Origin of the sequence: Paenibacillus sp. FSL K6-4396, assembly GCF_038002525.1 — a bacterium.
GTDB lineage: Bacteria > Bacillota > Bacilli > Paenibacillales > Paenibacillaceae > Paenibacillus > Paenibacillus amylolyticus_B.
The window spans coordinates 4,690,911-4,709,715 of the sequence record NZ_JBBOCR010000001.1 but is presented as its reverse complement, the minus strand read 5'-3'; the positions used below and the strand labels follow the sequence as shown (position 1 = coordinate 4,709,715).

Here is an 18,805-nt window from a genome sequence, read left to right as displayed (position 1 = left end):
GCAGAAAAACAGAAGAGCGAAGCACCTGTTTTTCAGGAAATGATCAAAGTCCTTGTTTGCTCCGAGCATAGAGGAGCAAAGGGTTCTAAAGAGGTGGCATGGAATCCGTGAGGTGGCTGTTTGAGCCAGATGTTCACACAATAACGGAGAGGGCAGAAAAACAGAAGAGCGAAGCACCTGTTTTTCAGGAAATGATCAAAGTCCTTGTTTGCTCCGAGTTTAAGGGAGCAATGGTCCTAAAGAGGTTACACGGAATCCGTGATGAGGTTGTTTGATCCAGATGTTCACACAATAACGGAGAGGGCAGAAAAAACTGAAGATGCGGAGCGTTCGCCTTTATCCCCGGATTTTCCCCTTTGAAAAATAAAATCGAAAAAATCCGGGGATAACAGCGATCGGAAGTTGTTCTGCCCGCGCAGTGGCTAAGTGTGAATTTACAGGGTTCATTGGGACACAGCGCAGGTGGAGTGAGTTAGTTCACTGACTTTGTGACAAAAATCACAGATGATGAAAGCCCCAAGTCGTATACTGAAAATGTAAGAAAAACATTCATTCCGCGGTTCCGGTTCCCAAGTAGAGAGAACATGTTCCGGTTTATGTGAAACAATTCACATTAATCGCGGCTCTGGGCACACAATGATACGAATGAAGCAAGATGTTATGTGTCCAGAAATCCAAATTAGTGGAGGGATTACGATGTCGGTGATTGAAAAAGATGTCAAACAACAAACAGGCTGGAGAAACTTTACCAAAGGAACATGGACCAAATCCGTAGACGTGAATGATTTTCTGGCACACAACTTGTCTCCGTATTACGGTGATGAAGCGTTCCTCGCAGATGCAACCCAGAATACCAAAGAATTGTGGGAGATCGTATCTGATCTGACCAAAAAAGAACGGGATAACGGCGGTGTCCTTGACGTTGATGTGAACACACCAGCGACTATTGTTTCTCACCAACCAGGTTATCTGGATCAATCCAAAGAGCAGATTGTCGGCGTTCAGACCGATGCTCCGTTCAAACGTTCCATTCAACCAACAGGCGGAATCCGGATGATGATTGATGCATGTGAAGCATACGGCTTCGAATTGCCTCAAGGCGTCATTGATATATTTACGAACATTCGCAAAACACATAACCAAGGTGTATTCGATGCTTATACTTCCGATATGCGTGCAGCGCGAAAAGCAGGGATTATCACAGGTCTGCCAGATGCTTACGGCCGTGGCCGGATCATCGGTGACTATCGTCGTGTAGCTTTGTACGGGGTAGACTTCCTGATTCGTAACAAAAAAGGCGAATTGAACGCACTCGAAGTTGATGTCATTGATGAAGATGTCATTCGTCTGCGGGAAGAATTGTCTGAACAGATTCGTGCATTGCAAGAATTGAAACAATTGGGCGATATGCACGGGTTCGATATTTCCTTACCAGCGACAACAGCAAAAGAAGCGTTCCAATGGTTGTACTTCGGTTATCTCGCTGCGATCAAAGAACAGAACGGTGCTGCGATGTCACTGGGACGTGTATCTTCTTTCCTGGATATCTACATTGAACGTGACCTGCAAGAGGGCATTTTGTCCGAAGAACAGGCTCAGGAATTGGTTGACCATTTTGTAATGAAACTGCGGATTGTCAAATTCCTGCGTACACCGGATTACAACGAACTGTTCAGTGGAGATCCAACATGGGTGACTGAGTCCATCGGTGGTATGTCAGTGAATGGTGAAACACGCGTAACCAAAAACAGCTTCCGTTTCCTGCATACACTGCACAACCTGGGTCCTGCACCAGAACCGAACCTGACTGTACTTTGGTCCACGAAACTTCCAGAAGCTTTCAAAGATTATTGCAGTAAAGTATCCATTGAAACCAGCTCAATCCAGTATGAAAATGATGATCTGATGCGTCCAATCTATGGTGACGATTACGGTATTGCATGCTGTGTATCGGCTATGAAGATCGGGAAACAAATGCAATTCTTCGGCGCTCGTGCCAACTTGGCAAAAGCTCTCCTGTATGCGATCAACGGTGGTCGTGACGAGAAATCCGGAGCACAAGTTGGACCTGAGTATCCTGCCATCACTAGCGAAGTGCTGGATTACAATGAGGTTATGAAACGCTTCAAACCAATGATGGAGTGGCTGGCGAAACTGTATATGAACACCCTCAACGTCATTCACTACATGCACGATAAATACAGCTATGAGCGTATCGAAATGGCATTACATGACCGTGACATTGTACGTACGATGGCTTGTGGTATCGCCGGTCTCTCGGTTACAGCAGATTCACTGAGTGCAATCAAATATGCCAAAGTAAAACCAATTCGTAACGAACAAGGCATCGCCGTTGATTTTGAAATCGAAGGAGACTTCCCTTGTTACGGTAACAATGAAGACAGCGTAGACAGCATTGCTGTTGAACTGGTCGAGAACTTCATGGGCATGATTCGCAAGCACAAAGCTTACCGTAACGCAGTTCCAACACAATCCGTTCTGACGATCACTTCCAACGTGGTATATGGTAAGAAAACAGGGACTACACCGGATGGTCGTAAAGCAGGTGAACCATTTGCTCCAGGTGCGAACCCAATGCATGGTCGTGACAAAAAAGGTGCACTGGCATCCCTTGGCTCTGTAGCCAAATTACCTTATGAACACAGTCTTGACGGAATTTCCAATACCTTCTCCATCGTGCCAAAAGCATTGGGTAAAGAGGAGACTACACGTAAATCCAATCTGACTGCGATGATGGATGGTTACTTCGGTCAAAACGCTCATCACCTGAACGTTAACGTATTTGATCGTCAGCAATTGATTGATGCGATGGATCACCCGGAAAACTATCCACAACTGACTATACGGGTATCTGGATATGCTGTTAACTTCATTAAATTAACTCGTGAACAACAGTTGGATGTCATCAACCGTACGTTCCATGGTTCGATGTAGATAATTTGCAAGTAGAAGACCGCTAGAGCAAGACATTCCAACTCATATTAAACGCACAGCGGATGCGGATACAGAAAGGAAGAGGCAGCATGGTTAACGGACATATTCATTCACTCGAAACTTTCGGGACGGTTGACGGCCCAGGCATCCGCTTTGTGCTTTTTATGCAAGGATGTCTACTCAAATGTCAGTATTGCCACAACCCTGATACATGGGCGCTGGATGGTGGAAAAGAAATGACGCTAGAGGAGGTATTGGCTGAGATTGAGCCATATCTATCCTACTATCGTAGTTCCGGAGGCGGGCTCACGATATCTGGCGGAGAACCAACGTTGCAGGCTCACTTCGTAGCTGAAATCTTCAAAGAAGTGAAACGTCGCTGGGGATTGCATACGACACTGGACAGCAACGGATTTAACGAACCGGAACGGATTCACGATCTGCTGGATAACACAGACCTGGTTCTACTGGATCTCAAGCATATTGATGACGAGAAACATATCAAGCTGACAGGCAAATCCAACGAGAGAACGTTGAAAACAGCCAAGTGGTTATCGGAGCAAGGTCGGAAAATGTGGATACGCCACGTGTATGTGCCTGGCATTCATAACGAGGAAGAGGATCTGCTTAACCTCGGACGGTTTATCGGAACATTGAATGGCGTTGAGAAGTTCGAAATTCTTCCATACCATCAGATGGGGATCTACAAATGGGAGGCGCTCGGTAAAGTATATCCACTGGATGGAGTTCCTTCGCCAAGTGAAGAAGAAGTGGAGCGAGCGTATCGCCTGATCGAACAAGGTCGCCAGGAAACGGCTGGCGTGGCTTGTTCCGATAAGTAATTACCTTTATATGCAGGATGTATATAATTTGAACTAACTATTTACACAAGAACGAAGAGGACAGAAATAAGCTGAAGAAGCGGAGCGTTCGCCTAAAAGCTTTCTGCAAGAAAGCTACATCGGAAGCATATGCTATCCCTAGATTTTCACCTTTGTAAAAGTGGATCAAAAAAATAGGGGGATAACAGCGATCAGAAGGTTGTTCTGTCATCGAAGTGGCAAGTGTAAATATTCTTAAGTTCAACGTATATACCAACCAAGCAGCCCTTGCGAATACACTTCGCAGGGGCTGTTTTTTGTCCAGTGAAGGATTTTATCCCTCCATTGATGAATTGTCATCCTTACGATGTAAGCTCCGGCTTTTTATAATCAGAGTGTAAAGCCAAATGCTCAATATCTTGAGGAGGGTCAACCCGATGAAAAAAAGAATGACATTGCTGCTTTCATTATTGCTTATCACTTCATGGACTTTGGCGGGATGTGCAGGCTCAAGTAACGAGCCACAACAGGGCGCAGGCAATACACCTGTGGAGGAGACAAGTAAGGAACCGGTTGAGATGCTTCTTCGCCACACACAGGTGGGGGCCGACAAACAGAAAAGACTGGCCATTCTGCAGGATGTTGTGGACAAAGTTGAGGGAGAGGTACCCAATCTGACCTTTACGCTGGATGGCGTCGAATCCGATGTGAATCGTAAGGAGAAGCTTCGCGGAGAGATGGCGGCAGGCAACCCGCCCGATATATTTGAACTGTTCGGTAGCCCAGATTCCAAAGTTTATGCTAAGGAAGGTATGCTGCTTGATCTGACGCCAATCCTGCAAGAGCTGGGCATTCAGGACCAGTTTACATCCCTTGAACCGTTCACGTATGAAGGCAAAGTCTATGGACTGCCAATTGGTGGTTCGGGCGAAGGTTTTTTCTATAATAAAAAGTACTTTGAACAAAAAGGATGGAAAGCCCCAACCACCATGGCTGAATTGGACAATATACTGGCCGAGATCAAGGCTGATGGCAAAGTGCCGCTTGCTTCCGCATCCAAGGCGGGCTGGGTACCGCTTATGTTAACCAACCATCTGTGGTCCCGATATGCCGGGCCGGAGATTACCGCAAAGTTTGCAACAGGTGAAGCGAAGTGGACCGACCCGGGTGTTGTGCAAGGTTTTGCCAAACACAAGGAATGGGTTGATAAGGGTTATTTCAAAAAAGGTGAACTGGGCTTCGAGTATGCCGAATATACCACGCAATTTACAAGTGGAGAAGCGGTATTAATGTATGACGGAACATGGAAATCATCTGTATTCAAGGAAGGTCAGAGCGGTGAATCGCTCATTGGCAAGGTTGGATTCTTTAATATGCCTCCGGTAGAGAACGGAGCAGGTGATCAGACTTCCTTGATGCGGGATGTGAACAATGGATATGGATTCTCGGCAGCCGTGGCGGATGATCCGCAGAAGCTGGAAGCCGTTAAAGCTTTTATCAAAAATTTCTACAATGAAGATATGCAGGTTCGCGGCCTTGTGGAAGATGGTGTGTTGCCTGCCATGAAGCTGGATGAGAAAGTGTTAACCGATAGCATTACCGATGATCTGATGAAAGAAATTGTGGCCGTGCTTAATGCGTCCAAGACGTCGTTCCCGGCATTTGATGCACTCGTGCAGGCGGATGTGACAACAGAGATCAGTAATTTGCAAATCCAGAAGTTGATTGGTGGGCAGACCACGCCAGAGAAAATGGCAGAAGAGCTGCAAAAGGTACAGGAAGAAGCAAACGCTTCAGTGGAATAAATCAATCCAAACTGAAACTGCGATCGTTGAAGTGACTGAAGGAGGCTGACCATGAATACTTCACTCCGCAGCCCGTTAATCTATACGCTCTTTGTAATGCCAGCCCTAATCCTGTTTGTAATGTTCTTCTTATACCCTATTGGTAGCTCTTTGTATTACAGTCTGACGAGTTGGAATGGGGTATCGGCTGAGCCACGTTTTGTGGGTTTATCCAACTATGTGAAGGCACTGACCGATGAACGATTTTGGATTTCCACACGGAATAACGGCTTTTTCATCGGATTTTCGGTACTGATTCAGGTACCTCTAATCGTCCTGTTTTCGCTTCTGATTGCCAATGTGAAAAGGCTGAAAGGTCTGTATAAAACAGCTGTTTTTTTACCATCCATCATGTCGACAGCCGTGATCGGTATTTTATGGGGATTCATCTATGAACCGAATATCGGACTGTTAAACAAAATGCTTCATGTGCTGGGCATCGATCCAATCTACTGGTTATCGGATAACCGATTTGCCATGTTGTCCATTTTGGTGACCAATGCCTGGCAGTGGACGGGATTTTACATTGTCATGGTGCTGGCGGCCATACTGGCGATTCCCCGTGATCTGGATGAAGCGGCTGCAATTGATGGGGCAACGGCGGTACAACGTGCAATGCGAATTACGTTGCCGCTGATCCGGCCGATCATTTCGGTGGTGATCATGTTGTCCATCGCAGGTGCCATGAAAGCAGCCGACATCGTGATTGTCATGACCAAAGGTGGGCCCGCTGGGTCCACCGAGGTTCTGGCGACATACATGATCAAATATGCAATTACCAACTTCAAATATGGTTATGGAAATACCATTGCAGTGCTGATCTTTGCTCTGACGCTTGTGCTCACTGCGGTGTATCAACTGCTAGTGGCGAGGCGGAGCGAGAAGGTGGAATATTGATGCCGAAAAGCATAAAAAGTAGTATACCTCATGTGTTGTTAATGTTGTACTTGATCGCGATTTTGTTTCCCTTTTTATTTGTGATTTTCTCGTCCTTTAAGCAGGATAACAATGAAATCGCCCTGAATCCATTCGGTTTGCCTACAACATGGGAGTTTAACAATTATGTGGAGGCCTGGGTGAATGCAAAGATTGGCACGTATTTCTGGAACAGCCTGTACATTTCGATTCTGTCTTCGGCGTGTACAATTGTGCTCGGTGCCATGTTTGCTTTTGCCGTAACCCGGATGAGACACCGAAAGTGGAGTCTTTTTCTGTACAGCCTGATACTGGCGGGCATGCTTATTCCCAACAACGCACTCATGCTGCCGATCTATCTGCTTGTACGCAAAATGGGCATATTGGATACACATCTGGCATTGATTGTGCCCTATGTGGCCAATGCGATCCCTTTTACCATTATTATACTGGCGGCATTTATGCGTTCTCTACCTGGAGAAATTGAAGAAGCGGCGGTCATGGACGGCTTGAGGGCCCCGGGTATCTTTGCTAAAATAGTGATACCTCTTACGGTTCCGGCTATTGTTACCGTTTTTATCGTTAATTTCCTCGGGAACTGGAACGAATTTTTACTCGCCAACTATTTCTTATCCACCGATAAATTGCGTACGCTGCCCGTGGGCATGGTCCAGTTTCGGGATCAATATCAAATGAACTATGCCCAGATGTCGGCGGGTATCGTATACAGCGTTGTACCTGTACTTGTGATCTACGCCATACTCCAGGAGAAAATTATAGAAGGCGTAACTGCAGGTGGTGTCAAAGGTTAATACCATGAACCAGTGAATAGGGAGAACGGGATATGAACTTGCGAATGAAGCTGGCCTTGGCATTTCTGCTGCTGATCATTGTACCGATGTGTGCGCTTGGCATTGGCATGTTTCTGGTCACGTCACATACGATTGAGAAAAAATACAATCAACAGGCCGAATATGCGCTTCAGGCTATCAGCTACAATATTGAGAATGTATTTCAGCAGATTAACAATGTGACCGACAACGGGATAGCCACATCGGTTTTCCAAATGGCATTGAACGCCAAAGATCCGACCAAGCAGGATCTGGGGACCGGTAATCAGTTATCCCTGAATGCCAGCCAGCGCAATTTCCGTTCCCTTCTATATAATTATCCGTTCATCAGTTATGCCTTTTTATATGATTTGCGTTCGTCCGAAAATAATCAAATTGTCTCCATTTTCACCAAAGAAAACTTTCAAGCCCTTCCTTTTCAGCAATTCAAAGTGCATCCCTTATTCAACGAAATTCAGCAACTCAATGGTGTGCCTAAATGGCTCGCACCTCTGGAATATCCCGAATTAACCGGGGTAGAACCTGTCTTCACCCAAATCAGATTGGTCAAAGAACTCAGTTATTTTCAAAATATCGGCGTGCTTGTTGTTCAGATTAAAAAAGGAGAGATTGACCGGATCTTCCGTCACCTGCAAATCAGCGATTCGGCACAGGATACGTCGTTCCTGTTAATTAATGAAGAAGGACTGATCGTTTATGATCCTGCAGGTATATATAACGGTGAGAACATGCAAAACCTTGGTGCTGAATCCGGCAGGTACGGTCCCGGCTTTAGCAGTGTCAGAACGGTCTTTGACGGCAAGGAAAGCATTATTTCGCAATATCATCTGAAGAACTATAACTGGAGTCTCGTCAGTGTGACCTCATGGGAAGCCTTATCTGCGGAAACAAATGCCTTTGCAGGTTGGTCTGTCATCATTATTCTGTCGTGCCTGTTCGCTGCCATGATCTTTAATCTATTTTTCATGAATCGCATTACGGGCAACATTGCTGTACTTGTAAGGTTTATGCGTCGTGTGGACGATGGTGATTTTAATGCGAGGGTGGAAGGAAAAGGTTTTGACGAGATGCAACTGCTTGCACAAGGGTTCAATGAGCTATTGGATCGAATCGGGGGATTATTCCGTCGTGTTCGGGCAGAGCAGGAGCAGAAGGCCCAGGCAGAACTACGTGTACTACAAGCCCAGATCAAACCCCATTTTCTGTTCAATACATTGGAATCGATCAATGGTTTGGCATTGCGTGGTGAGGGGCGCAAAGTAAGCGAGATGGTAACCAGGCTGGGCAATATGCTTCGTATCAGCATTCAGGATCAGGAAGAGATTCCGCTGGGTGAGGAAATAAGACATTTGCAGAGTTATCTGGAGATTCAACAGTACAGGTTCAGTGATTTGTTCACCTATGAGATTGACATTCCACCCCATTTATACAGCTCAATTCTGCTTAAGCTTACCCTCCAGCCTCTGGTGGAAAATAGCATTCAACATGGGTTTGAGGGGATCACCTATCCAGGTGTACTGCGGATAAGCGCATATGCAGAACGGGGTCATCTGGTGTTATGTGTTGAGGATAATGGGATCGGTATTCCCCAGGAAATGCTCGCACGATTTGAGTATATGGCAGAAGATCCACCGGAAGATATGCTCGCGGAAGGGGCGGAATCATTATCGTCCATAACGGAGCGAAGGGGATTGGGATTACGAAGTGTGGCAGATCGAATTCGTATTCAATACGGGGCCGGGTATGGCATATTTATATGTTCAGCACCGGGGTATGGCACAGTTATTCGATGCATCATTCCATTATATGAGCAGGAGGAAGCCGGATGAATCTGACTGCAATGCTGGTTGACGATGAGCTGCCGATTCTGGAGAATCTGAAATATATTTTACCCTGGGAAGAGATGGGGATTGAAATCACAGGTACCGCGAGAAGTGGTGTAGAAGCGCTGGGGAAAGTAACAGAAAGTCATCCAGACATTCTCTTGTGTGATATTCGGATGCCGTCTATGGATGGATTGGAACTTATTCGTTTGCTGCGAGAACAGGGTGAAACGTGTGAAATTATTTTACTGACCGGGTATCAGCAGTTTGAATATGCTCGAACCGCTATCAAGTATAACGTACATGAATACATATGTAAGCCAATTGATTATTTGAATCTGGAACATAAACTGCGAGAGCTTGTCGGACAGATCCAGAAGAGACGTCTGGAAAACGAATCGCAACGTTATCGCAGCCAAGAGATGGAAAGTTGGATCAGACATAAACAGTTGATGGACTTGTTGCGAGGAGAAGCCCAGATGAAGATTTCTGATCCTGTTTCTGTGCCTCAATTCATGCCTCCTTTTGTAGGCTATACGGTGCTGTTGGTGGATGTAGTCGGTTATTTTCGCCATTCCATCGGCTGGTCCGAGGTCCAGCATGTAAGATGGCATGAGGCAATAAGTTCCATGCTTAGGGAAGTTACGGATAGAATCTCTAATGGCTGCCAGGTTCTTTCTACCCGCAAAGGAGAGTGGTGCATCTTGTTAGACGCATCGGGCGAGTGGAAACTTCAGTCAGAGGAGTTGGCACATCAACTATTAATTGAATTGAATGCGATATTGTCCATGGATTCAGGTGTAAAAGCAAGGGTAGTTCAGGATCATGTACTCGTAAAACTGGAACAGCAAATCCTTGAACGGTACCAGCATTGTCAGAGAATTCTAATGACACATTCGGAAAGCGAAGACAAGGTATTGAATTCGGGCTGCGCGGGATCTTCATTATCGTATGATCATGAGGTTTCCAAAAGGGGCGGTACATGGATAACAAGAGACGATCTGGAGCTTATCACACGGTGTATTCGACAATGGAATAAACAAGGATTACAAGATGTAATGAAAGCGCTTAAACAGCGAATGGGGAATGCCGAGCAATCAATAGACAAGATAGATGAAACCCATGTTCGCTATATGCTAGTACACATGCTTCGGGAACTGCGCGAAGTCAATGTCATGGCTGAAAAGGACGAAGTGAATTTCTGGAATGCGCTGCAAGAGGCTGTATCCATGAGAGAACTGATTGAACTTGCAGAGGTCATTATTCATGCCTGTCAAGGTAAACAAACTCAACCGCGTCCCTCGATAGCGGAACTAATCCGATCTGCATGTGATTACATGAACGCCAGACTGCAACAGGACTTGGGAATAGATGAAGTCTCAGATTGGCTCGGAATCAGCCCGGGATACTTCTGCCAGCTATTTAAAACTCAAATGGGTGTTACTTTTGTGGAATACATGACGCAGAAACGGATGGAAAGTGCCGCTTTATTGTTGAGTACAACCGAATGGAGCATTACAGCGATTGGGGAAGCAACAGGTTTCAAGGAGCGCCGTTACTTCTCCAAGGTGTTTCATAAACACTTCCACATGAAACCCTCCGAGTACAGGCAGAGTAAACAATTGGGTTTGTAGTAGCAAGGGAAACGGGAGGAGATGTCAAATGAAACCCTTGAATGATCTGACATTGGAGCAAAAGGTAGGCCAATTGTTGATGTGTGGATTTCACGGTCAGCAAGCAGATGAACAGATTACTCGCTTAATCCGTGACTATCACGTCGGGGGTGTCATTTATTTCCGGCGCAATGTCGAAAGTGTAGATCAATTGACACGGCTGTCCGCCGAACTGCAAGATATGGCTGCTGAAGCGGGGGCCCTACCACTCATGATTTCGGTGGACCAGGAAGGTGGCATGGTTGCACGGATTGACAAAGAGGGAATGACCCAAGTGCCGGGTAATATGGCGCTTGGTGCGACAGGCAATGCGGAATATACCCTGGAGTGTGCCCAAATTCTGGGTCGTGAGTTAAAAAGCATCGGTATTGATATGAACCTTGCGCCAGTGGTCGACGTGAATAACAACCCGCTTAACCCGGTCATTGGTGTGCGTTCGTATGGTGAACATGCTGAAAGTGTGGCTGCTCATGGCGTAGCAGCCATCACCGGATATCAATCACAGGGCATAGCTGCTACTGCCAAACATTTTCCGGGACATGGAGATACCGCCGTAGATTCTCATCTTGGTATGGTTACAGTACCTCATGATCGAAACAGGCTGGAACAGATGGAGTTGTTACCGTTCCGCCGGGCGATTGAGGCCGGAGTTGATGCTATTATGACAGCTCATGTGATGTTCCCTTCGATTGAGCCCGAGCCCATTCCGGCAACGTTGTCGCATAAGGTGTTAACGGGCCTATTACGTGAAGAAATGGGTTTTGAAGGCATTATTATTACAGACTGTCTTGAAATGCATGCGATATCCAAGCCATATGGGGTAGCTGAAGCTGCCGTTCGTGCTGTGGAAGCAGGAGCAGATCTGATTCTGGTGAGTCATACCTTGCAAGATCAGGTTGCTGCGCTGGAAGCCATTGTGAAAGCAGTTCGAACGGGGCGCATTTCGGAAGAGGTTATTCATCAGGCGGTGGAACGCATTATGACATGGAAAAGAGAGCGCTGCGGCCAGCAGAATGATCATCTGGTTTCGCCGAAAGCGAGTGAAACGGTCGAAGCAACCAATGTTGGACCTGTTGATTGCACTGAATCCACTAAACCCACTGAGCCCAACGAATTGACGTTGTTCAAGATTGCTTCAAGCAGTATTACAATCGTTCATAATGATGGGCTGCTGCCGTTGAACCCAGAGAAGGACGTATATGTCATCTGGCCTGAGGTTGTGCAACGGACAGAGGTGGATGAACCATGGTCCCATACAGAATCGTTGGGTATGGCGTTATCGCAGCTGCGAGGCAGAGTTCGTGAGCACAAAATTACTACTCAGCCCACCTATGATGAAGCGGATCGGATATTGGGTGAAGTGTTGGAAAGTGAGCAAGTTATCGTGTGTACGTACACATCTGCAGGTCATCTTCCGAAAGGGCAACAGTATTTGGTTGAAAAGCTGAGTGAGAATCATTCGCTGATTGTCATTGCTCTGCGCAATCCATATGATCTGCTGGAGATTTCGAGGCCGGGAAGTTATGTGTGTACGTATGAGAATACACCTGCAGTTGTTCGGGTACTGTCCCATGTGTTAACCGGTGGACTGCAGCCAACAGGAAGTCTGCCTGTCCGTTTGCGCTAGACCTATCAATCCTTATATCTCTCTGCGATATGGTGCTGATTGACCATCTCCTGGAGAGATTTTTTTGTTGGAATTTTCTATTGGCTAATTTTGGGATATGAAAGCTAAAAAGATAATTGATAGATAACTATTTTCATAGTATTTTCCTTCTATTAAAAGTTTACAATTCTCCTCTTAACTTTTTAGCAACTTTTCCCGGTTCCAAGCGTCTAATAATATGACTTTTTGAGGGGGATATTTATAAAATGGGAGCAGAAGGAGCCAAAGACAAAGAATGAATTTGAAGAAGAAATTGTCCATACTTACCGCTTTTGCTGTGTTTCAGGCGTTTGCAGTGATTCCTGCCAATGCACAATCAGCAGATCAGAGCGATACTACATCAGTGAATACAGCCAAAGTTAAATCCGTGGAGGTTGTGAAGAAAGAACAAACCATCGCGGAATCCGAAGTGAAATCCGGAACAAACACGCCAACATCAAATAATGAAACAACTGAAGAAGTGAACCCTGAGACAGATGTTCCTACAGGAACAGACGCGACTCCTGTTGAGCCGGTAATTGAACCTACGGACGAAGAAGGTACAGCTGAGGAAACACCAGCACCTGCACCAGTAGAAGTGGAGCAACCATCTACAGGCGGTTCATCTGTTGCTGGAGGCGGGGGTGGAGACCTCACTCTTTATATGAACAGTAATAAAATGATGCAAGATGGCAAAACGTATCTTGCTGGACAGCCGATGGCTGTTAAAAATGGTGTATCCTATGTAGCGATCCGTGCTCTCGTTGATCGGGTTGGCTATGATGTCAAATATGATAACACAACTAAAGAAACAATCATTATTAGTGGTGAAGATGAGTTGCGTTTCAAAACAAACAGCAAGATCTATACCGTTAATGGTGTGTCCAGAACGATGAAGGGCGCGGCTTATCAACAAAAAAATACGTTCATGGTGCCGTTGACTTCAATTACACAGGCTCTGGACATTTCGTATAAAGTAAATCAATCTGCCAAAACGGTTGTATTGAATCTGAGTACCAAACCGGTGGCAAGCTTCACGGTACAAAAAGAGGTCTTTGCCGGAGACCAGGTAACCTACACAACCAGATCCAGCTCTCCCAAGGGACTCAGCATTGTAGATGAACGTTGGACAGGCCGTCAGGATTCATTCGACCAACCAGGTGTATACACAGTAACCTATGCGGTCCAGGATTCAAGTGGTCAGTGGAGTGATCCGTATTCGGTTACGATTAAGGTTGAAAGACCGAATCTGCCACCTGTCGCAATGTTTACGACAGATAAAGAAGAATACAAAATGGGTGAGAAAATCACTTATATTGATCAAAGCACAGATGATGAGAATGCAATTGTTAAAACCGAATGGGATAACAATGCACTTGCATTCTTTGTTCCAGGACCGAAGACCGTAACGATTACAGTTACTGATAAACATGGTGCTAGCGATAGCTATACCAAGATGATCAATATTACGGGAGAAACACTTTATAGTGTGACTGACTTCAATCAATTGTTCACACCAGTTGGTGAGAAGTTCACTTTTGACGGTGGTGGAGTACCAGCATTGGAGAAAGTACCTTTCACTTATTATGATGAACCAAGTCTGCTGATCCGCAGTAACAGCCCGGAAACCGTGAATACGGAAGGTATTGTGTACAAGGAATCTTCCTTCGGACAGACACGCTTCATGATTCACCATGTGAACAACACGGGCAAAAACGTAAAAATGTATGTTGTAGCGACAAACAACAATGCATACACGGCGTCGATTGACCAGCAAAACATGGGTTTTGCAGGACCGTCTCCTTTTGCAACGGTAGCTGGAAAGCTGTCCATTGACCGTTGGTTCCAATCCATGCAGAATGGTACCGGACAAAAGAAAGTCTACATCCAGCCAGGAGAAAGCAAGCTGATTCTCAATGATCTGAGCGTTCTTCCGATGAAACAGGGACAAGTCATTTCCTTGTATTCGGATGTATTCAGTGATTATGAATTGGACTACAACATTATCATGATTGAAGAAAACAAGGACCCGATGGAAGTGTTGTCGAGCCTGCCGGTTCTGGATCGTGATGGAGTTCACAACCGTGGTACCTATCCAAATGCAACACGGATCATTACGTACGATCAAGAAGTAGGGTCGAAACCTGCACGTCTTCCACTTGGAGACAATGCAAGTGATCCAAACCTTGTGGGAACGGACCCTATGGCTTACACGGAAGCGTCCAACGCAGGTAACTTCGGTGTATTGTACAAAATTACATTGAATAATGTTGCTCCACGCACGTTGATTTCATTTAACCCTCGTGGAGGCAGATATTCAGGTGTGGCACTCGTGAATGGACAGGTCGTTCAGATTTCCACAGGTAAATCTGTAACTGCACCTAATGAGCAAAGCGTTATGTATCGCACAGGTTCGTACGGCGAGAGTGTAACCATTCTCTTCTCGGCGGCACCAGGAAGTAACTTGCCTGTTAACCTGCTGTTCACGCCGCTTCCGGCTGAAAAGTAATAACATGAACATGCACGGACGGTTTGGAGTGAAAGCTTATATCATATATACCCGTTCACCCTAAAAGTCGCCCGAACGATTGATCATCTGAACCGTCAGGAAGGGACTCCATCAAAATGTAATGTCATTAGTTCAAGCTAGACTAATGGCAATGCATGTGCATGGAGTCCTTTTTATGTGATGTTGGAATGACCTAACCCGGTGTCTTCGTTGACTCTAATCGTAATTTGATGCATTATTAGAGGTATACAAGAAAGCAAAAGTTTTCGCTTTTGCCGAATAAACTGTCGCTCTATGAATGATGCAAAATGCTCGTATGACAGGAGGTGCTTTAGATCATGCTGTCGACAGAACAGATTATTTCGACCATGTCCTCACAGGGGCTTCGCATTACCGATCAGCGGAAAACACTGGCCCGGTTATTTGCCGAGTCTCCAGGGTATCTTACACCCAAGGACGTCTATGAATATATGGGTAAGACTTACAGCGGACTGAGTTTTGACACAGTATATCGTAATTTACGGGTGATGCAGGAACTGGGTGTACTGGAACAGGTCATCTTCGAAGATGGCGTTAAATTCAAAGCTCACTGTAGTGAAGATCATCATCACCATCATATGATCTGTCTGAAGTGTCAGAAGACATATCCTATTATATTTTGCCCGATGCAGCTTGCGGATGCGCCTGAGCAATTTCAGGTTGTAGACCACAAGTTCGAGGTGTTTGGATATTGCAAGGACTGTGCTGAGCATGCTCCGGCCAAAGCGGCATCGGGACATCAACACGCTCATGGGAAGCACTGACCATGAAGTTATCGCGCAGAATTGCTCAGGCACCCATTCGGGTGTACCGCAACTATATCTCTCCATTAACACCGCCAACATGTCGGTTCTATCCGAGCTGTTCGGCTTACGCCATGGAGGCGATTGAAGTGCACGGTGCGCTCAAAGGTTCGTTGTTAACAGCGAAACGTATTGCCAAATGTCACCCGTTTCATCCAGGCGGTGTAGATCTGGTGCCACCAAAGGCGGAGAAGTCTACTCTGGTATCAGAGTAACGTTATAGCCTGAAGTATTCGGGTGGCCTGGAAACAGGCCAGGATTGAACTTGAGGATGCTGTCCACTTGACAAAAGGGTCCGCATTTCAGTATATTTTTCCTATATATGCGAGTTCAAAAAGTCTGGTTTTACTTTTTGAACAACTTCTATATGATTTCCAGTGAAGGGATAAGTACAGACACACCCCCAGTGCAGAGAGCCGGATGAGCTGAGAACCGGTCTGGGAGGAGGATGGAATATGGTCCCGGAGGAACCTCTTTCGAGCGTGCAGACAGTGAATTCAGAGCTGCTGTCGTAAGGCTGAGGCGTGATCCAGCGTTAATGGGCGGTCGAAGGACCGACAGAGCCTGTGTTTTGCGAAAAACATGGGGAATTTGGGTGGTAACACGTGAGAGCAACTCTCGTCCCATAGGGGCGGGAGTTTTTTGTGTTCTTTTTTAGTTGTTTTGGACGAAGGGATCACATGAAGCAGGAACATTCGAAGGAGGAGAAGTCATTCATGGCTGACCAAAAAACATTTTATCTGACAACCCCGATTTATTATCCGAGTGACAAATTGCATATTGGGCATGCGTATACAACTGTGGCGGGAGATGCGATGGTTCGTTACAAGCGTCTACGCGGTTATGATGCTCATTATCTGACAGGAACCGATGAACATGGCCAGAAGATTGAGCGCAAGGCACAGGAGAAAGGACAGACTCCGCAAGCTTTTATCGATGATATCGTTGTGGGGATCAAAGAACTGTGGAACAAGCTGGACATTTCCAATGACGACTTTATCCGTACAACCGAAGAGCGTCACAAAACCGTCGTTCAGGATATCTTTGACCGTTTGCTGAAACAGGGAGATATCTACAAAGGTGAGTATGAAGGCTGGTACAGCATTCCGGATGAGACGTATTACACGGAGACTCAACTGGTGGATGTAGAGAAGAATGAGAAGGGCGAGATTATCTCAGCCAAGAGCCCGGATAGCGGACACCCCGTTGAATTGGTCAAAGAAGAATCCTACTTCTTCCGTATGAGCAAATATGCAGATCGTTTGTTGAAATATTATGAAGAGAACCCGGGCTTTATTCAGCCGGAATCTCGTAAGAACGAGATGATCAACAACTTCATCAAGCCGGGTCTTGAAGATTTGGCTGTATCACGTACTACATTTGAATGGGGCGTCAAAGTTAAAGGCGATCCAAAACACGTGGTCTACGTGTGGATTGATGCATTGTCCAACTATATTACAGCTCTGGGCTACGGTTCATCCGATGCATCTCTGTATAACAAGTTCTGGCCTGCGGATGTACATCTGGTAGGTAAAGAAATTGTTCGTTTCCATACAATCTACTGGCCAATTATGTTGATGGCATTGGATCTGCCCTTGCCGAAGAAAGTGTTTGCACATGGCTGGTTGTTGATGAAGGATGGCAAGATGTCCAAATCCAAAGGCAATGTTGTTGATCCAGTTACTCTGATTGACCGTTACGGTCTCGATGCACTGCGTTATTACCTGCTGCGTGAAGTACCGTTTGGTTCGGATGGTACATTTACACCAGAGAGCTTTGTAGAGCGTGTCAACTCCGACCTCGCAAACGATCTGGGTAATCTGTTGAACCGTACCGTTGCCATGGTAGACAAATATTTTGAAGGCAAAGCCCCTGCGTTTGCTTCGAATGTAACGGAATTTGATGCTTCTCTGGAAGAAGCAGGCCATGCTACGGTGGAAAAAGTGGAACAGGCGATGGAAAACCTGCAGTTTTCCGTAGCACTGACAGCGATCAGCCAGTTTGTCAGTCGCACCAACAAATATATTGATGAGACGCAGCCATGGGCACTGGCTCGTGATGAGGCAAAACGCGATGAATTGGCATCCGTTATGGCTCACCTGATCGAAAGCTTGCGAATTGCTTCCATTCTGTTGCAACCGTTCCTGACACGTGCTCCTCATAAAATCTGGGCACAGCTAGGCATTCGGGAAGGTGAACTTACGGCTTGGGATACAGCCAAGCAATGGGGTCTGGTTCCAACTGGAAACGCATTGCAAAAAGGTGATCCAATCTTCCCTCGTTTGGATTCCGAACAGGAAATTGCTTATATCTCCGAAGCAATGACTGGTGGCCAAAAAGCAGCAGAGCCTGAAGCAAGTCAAGCAGGTGCTGGAGCTTCAGCAGCTGTTGAACCGGTAACCGCACCAGAAGGTACGGAAGAGATCGGGATTGACGATTTTGCCAAAGTTGAACTGCGTGTAGCGCAAGTCATTGCCTGCGAACCTGTCAAAAAAGCGGATAAGTTGCTGAAATTGCAGCTCGATCTGGGTTATGAGCAGCGCCAGGTCGTCTCTGGCATCGCGAAGTTCTATTCGCCAGAAGAGATGGTTGGACGCAAAGTCATCTGTGTGACTAACCTGAAACCGGTGAAACTTCGTGGTGAACTGTCTCAGGGTATGATCCTTGCAGCATCACATGGCGACCAGCTCACACTGGCTACAGTACCAGACAACATGCCTAATGGCGCACAAGTAAAATAAAAAGAATCAATTTCATAATACCTTTAAATTGATTCAAATTCTGTCGTAACTATGACTCAAGGTGGCCCGATGTAATTCGGGTCCCTTTTTTATTGATATAATTCGTATCTGACGGGAAGAGAACAAGCATATACTGTTATGAACTCCGTACTTCAGGAAAGAATGAATAGGACGAGATGGCTTGAC

Annotated in this window: 12 protein-coding genes; all 12 read left to right on the top strand. The window is 46.0% G+C overall.

Going from position 1 to position 18,805, the window contains the following annotated elements:
• Positions 1–696 precede the first annotated feature (696 nt).
• A complete protein-coding gene (pflB, locus tag MHB85_RS20710; RefSeq protein WP_091018174.1) occupies positions 697–2,955 on the top strand; it encodes a formate C-acetyltransferase in 2,259 nt (752 codons plus the stop codon).
• Positions 2,956–3,044: 89 nt separating this feature from the next.
• Positions 3,045–3,797 (top strand): pyruvate formate-lyase-activating protein, encoded by a 753-nt coding sequence (gene pflA, locus MHB85_RS20705; RefSeq protein WP_091018172.1) that lies wholly within the window; start codon positions 3,045–3,047, stop codon positions 3,795–3,797.
• Between the two features lie 416 nt (positions 3,798–4,213).
• On the top strand, positions 4,214–5,581 hold the full coding sequence (locus tag MHB85_RS20700; protein ID WP_105599556.1) for an ABC transporter substrate-binding protein: 1,368 nt from the start codon (positions 4,214–4,216) through the stop codon (positions 5,579–5,581).
• A gap of 51 nt (positions 5,582–5,632) precedes the next feature.
• Positions 5,633–6,517 carry a carbohydrate ABC transporter permease gene (locus MHB85_RS20695; protein ID WP_076250991.1) on the top strand — a complete coding sequence of 295 codons (885 nt, stop codon included), beginning with the start codon at positions 5,633–5,635 and terminating at the stop codon, positions 6,515–6,517.
• Positions 6,517–7,347 (top strand): carbohydrate ABC transporter permease, encoded by an 831-nt coding sequence (locus MHB85_RS20690; RefSeq protein WP_105599554.1) that lies wholly within the window; start codon positions 6,517–6,519, stop codon positions 7,345–7,347. Before MHB85_RS20695 ends, MHB85_RS20690 begins: the two co-directional genes overlap by 1 nt.
• 32 nt (positions 7,348–7,379) lie before the next feature.
• A complete protein-coding gene (locus MHB85_RS20685; protein ID WP_105599553.1) occupies positions 7,380–9,215 on the top strand; it encodes a cache domain-containing sensor histidine kinase in 1,836 nt (611 codons plus the stop codon).
• Entirely contained in the window at positions 9,212–10,843 is a 1,632-nt protein-coding gene (locus tag MHB85_RS20680; RefSeq protein WP_105599551.1) for a response regulator transcription factor, read from the top strand. Before MHB85_RS20685 ends, MHB85_RS20680 begins: the two co-directional genes overlap by 4 nt.
• A 28-nt stretch (positions 10,844–10,871) precedes the next feature.
• Positions 10,872–12,509, top strand: coding sequence for a beta-N-acetylhexosaminidase (nagZ, locus tag MHB85_RS20675; protein WP_105599550.1), 1,638 nt, complete (start codon positions 10,872–10,874; stop codon positions 12,507–12,509).
• 274 nt (positions 12,510–12,783) lie between these two features.
• The gene (locus MHB85_RS20670; protein WP_105599548.1) at positions 12,784–15,036 is read left to right on the top strand and encodes a stalk domain-containing protein; all 2,253 of its coding nucleotides are present in this window, start codon (positions 12,784–12,786) and stop codon (positions 15,034–15,036) included.
• 338 nt (positions 15,037–15,374) lie between these two features.
• On the top strand, positions 15,375–15,839 hold the full coding sequence (locus MHB85_RS20665; protein WP_074095707.1) for a Fur family transcriptional regulator: 465 nt from the start codon (positions 15,375–15,377) through the stop codon (positions 15,837–15,839).
• 2 nt (positions 15,840–15,841) lie between these two features.
• Positions 15,842–16,093: a membrane protein insertion efficiency factor YidD gene (yidD, locus tag MHB85_RS20660; RefSeq protein WP_091018158.1), complete on the top strand. Its 252-nt coding sequence runs from the start codon at positions 15,842–15,844 to the stop codon at positions 16,091–16,093.
• A gap of 465 nt (positions 16,094–16,558) precedes the next feature.
• Positions 16,559–18,619: a methionine--tRNA ligase gene (gene metG, locus MHB85_RS20655; RefSeq protein ID WP_105599547.1), complete on the top strand. Its 2,061-nt coding sequence runs from the start codon at positions 16,559–16,561 to the stop codon at positions 18,617–18,619.
• Positions 18,620–18,805: the final 186 nt, after the last annotated feature.